The organism is Micromonospora sp. NPDC049799 (genome assembly GCF_040656655.1).
Lineage (GTDB): Bacteria > Actinomycetota > Actinomycetes > Mycobacteriales > Micromonosporaceae > Micromonospora.
Map to the genome: position 1 here is coordinate 1 of NZ_JBFAMU010000582.1, position 2,877 is coordinate 2,877.

Annotated in this window: 3 protein-coding genes; 1 reads left to right on the plus strand and 2 read right to left on the minus strand. The window is 71.6% G+C overall.

Annotated elements, in window-relative coordinates; all coding sequences use genetic code 11:
• Nucleotides 1–119: 119 nt before the first annotated feature.
• Nucleotides 120–461 (minus strand): RNA polymerase-binding protein RbpA, encoded by a 342-nt coding sequence (locus AB0I76_RS26675; protein ID WP_007460094.1) that lies wholly within the window; start codon nt 459–461, stop codon nt 120–122.
• A gap of 225 nt (nt 462–686) precedes the next feature.
• Between AB0I76_RS26675 and AB0I76_RS26680 the strand changes: the two genes are divergently transcribed.
• The gene (locus AB0I76_RS26680) at nt 687–2,168 is read left to right on the plus strand and encodes a peptide MFS transporter (RefSeq protein ID WP_357040919.1); all 1,482 of its coding nucleotides are present in this window, start codon (nt 687–689) and stop codon (nt 2,166–2,168) included.
• A 19-nt stretch (nt 2,169–2,187) separates the two neighbouring features.
• On the opposite strand, the gene AB0I76_RS26685 is transcribed toward AB0I76_RS26680, so the two are convergent.
• Complete coding sequence (locus AB0I76_RS26685) at nt 2,188–2,778, minus strand: pyridoxamine 5'-phosphate oxidase family protein (protein ID WP_357040922.1); 591 nt, start codon at nt 2,776–2,778, stop codon at nt 2,188–2,190.
• Nucleotides 2,779–2,877 lie beyond the last annotated feature (99 nt).

Genomic DNA, 2,877 nt, shown 5'->3' on the forward strand with positions numbered 1-2,877 from the left:
GGCGGCCGGGCCATCGAGGGCGAGATCGTCGAGCCCGGCCGCAGCTAGGCCCGTCTCCAAACGCGAAGCGCCCCGGCAGCAGAGGCTGCCGGGGCGCTGTCGTGTCGTGCGGTGGCTGCTCAGGCCCGGCCGCGGCGGGTGCGAACCTCCTGCAGCCGCTCAGCGAGGATGTCCTCCAGCTCGGCGATCGAGCGCCGCTCCAGCAGCATGTCCCAGTGGGTACGCGGGGGCTTGGCCTTCTTCTGCTCCGGCTCGTTGCCGTCGACCAGCCGAGCGACGCTGCCGTCGAACTTGCACTCCCAGGTCGTGGGGACCTCGGCGTCGACGGCGAACGGCACCTCGAACTGGTGACCCTTGGCGCACAGGTACTCGCGGGTCTGACGCGGCGCGAGCTCCGTGTTCCGGTCGGATTCGTAGCTGACCGCGCCCAGACGGCTTCCGCGCAGCATACGCTCGCCCATGATCGACTTCCCCTCGTTCGTGGTGCTGGTCTTCTTGGTCCAACAGTCCGTTCCCGCCCGGCCATTCCCGCCCGTGGCGCTGCCGCGCGCACGGTCGGGCCGCACCAAGGGTAACCGGCCGTGTCGGGCACCCGGCGGGGTCGTCCCGGGGCCGGGTCGAAACGGTGGAGTGTTTCCGCTGCCAACGGGGATGTTAGCCGCCCGACGAGCAGCCGGAGGTTCGCCATGGCCAGTGACGCGCCGGTCGCCGCCCGACCGCCGGCCGGGCGCGGCTTCTTCGGGCATCCGCCCGCCCTGGCCACGCTCTTCCTCACCGAGATGTGGGAACGGTTCAGCTTCTACGGCATGCGGGCGATCCTGGTGCTGTATCTGACCGCGTCGCTGGCCGACGACGGGCAGGGCCTGGGGGAGTCCACCGCCAACGCCGTCTACGGCACCTACAACGCGATGGTGTACCTGATGGCGCTGCCCGGCGGTTGGGTCGCCGACCGGCTGATCGGCGCGCGCCGCAGCGTGCTGTGGGGCGGCATCGTCATCGCCGCCGGCCACTACGTGATGGCGATCCCCGTCCGGTGGAGCGTCTTCGCCGGCATGGCGCTGATCGTGGTCGGCACCGGCCTGCTCAAACCCAACATCTCCACCATGGTCGGGGACCTCTACGACCGGGACTCGCCGCGCCGCGACGCCGGCTTCTCGATCTTCTACATGGGCATCAACCTGGGCGCGTTCATCGCGCCGCTGATCACCGGCTTCCTCGGCGAGAAGATCAACTGGCATCTGGGGTTCGGGGCGGCGGCGATCGGCATGACCTTCGGCGTGCTGCAGTACGTCCTCGGCGGGCGCCGCCTGGGCGACGCGGGCGCCCGGCCGGCCGACCCGCTGCTCGGGGCCGACCGGCGACGGGCGCTGAGCCGGATCGGCGTCGCCGCCGCCGTCCTGGTGCTGGCCGTGGCGGCGCTCGCCGTGGCCGGCCTGTTCACCGTCGACACCGTGGTCAACCTGCTCACCGCCGTCACCGTGCTGGTCACCGTGGTCTACTTCGCGCGGATCCTGCTCGACCGGGAGCTCAGCGACACCGAACGCAGCCGGATGAAGGCGTACGTGTGGCTGTTCGTGTTCGCCGCCGCGTTCTGGATGATCTACGACCAGGCCGGGTCGGTGCTGAACATCTTCGCCGCCGACAACACCGACCGGGACGTCGCCGGGTTCACCTTCCCGGCGTCCTGGCTGCAGTCGGTCAACCCGATCCTCATCATCATCGGCGCGCCCCTGGCCGCCCTGCTGTGGGTGCGGCTGGGCCACCGGGTCTCCACCCCGACCAAGTTCGCCGTCGGCCTGGTCCTCAACGGCCTGTCGTTCGTGCTGATGGCCGCCGCCGCGCAGGCCGCCGTCGGCGGCGACCTGGTCTCACCGTGGTGGCTGGTCGCCGTCTACGCCGTCCAGGTCGCCGGTGAGCTGTCCCTGAGCCCGGTCGGCCTGTCGGCCACCACGAAGCTGGCCCCGGTGAAGTACGCCAGCCAGATGATGGGCCTGTGGTTCCTCGCCACCGCCGTCGGCGACGCCATCGGCGGTCAGGTCGCCCGCCTGGCCGACACGTGGCCGCAGCCGACCTACTTCCTCGTCTTCGGCCTGGCCTCGGTGGTGCTCGGTGGCGCGGCGGTGATGTTCGCCCGGCAGATCCGCGCCCTGATGGCCGGCATCCACTGACCGCCCGGGCACCCCGGGGTCAGGACACCGGGGTCGGCGGCAGCGGCAGCGGCAGGCCGGGCAGCCCGTCGATGCTGGTCGCCACGTGGTCCTTGCCGGCGAAGTACGCGTCCAGCGACGCGTCGTCCTCCCGGGCGAACCGCCGGGCGTGCAGGTCCCGGTCGCTGTCGTAGGTCATGAACGGCACCGCGTAGCCGCACGTGTCCCGGATCAGCTCGGCGCGCACCACGATGATCGCCCGCAGGCCGTGCTGGCTGGTGTCGATGTCCGGGAAGTGACCGGCGAGCTCCACCCAGCGGGGGTCGTCGCGGAACACCGGCTCACCCCGCCCGTGCACCCGCACGATGTTCGGCGGGCCGGTGAACGCGCACCACATGAGCGTGATCCGGCCGTTCTCCCGCAGGTGGGCGACCGTCTCGGCGTTGGAACCGGCGAAGTCCAGGTAGGCCACGGTGCGGTCGTCCAGGACCGCCCACGACCCGCGCAGACCCTTCGGTGACAGGTTGATGGTGCCGTCACCGGACAGCGGCGCCGTCGCGGTGAAGAAGAGCGGCTGGTCCTCGATGAACGTGCGGAGCCGGCCGTCGATGCGCTCGTGTGTCTTCCCCATCCGGCCATCATGCCGCCGCACCGGCCCGACCCGCCGCCCGGTATCCCAGGGGCTGGTCAGCCGCGCGAACCCAGCTGCGCCAGGGCGGCGGCGAGGTGG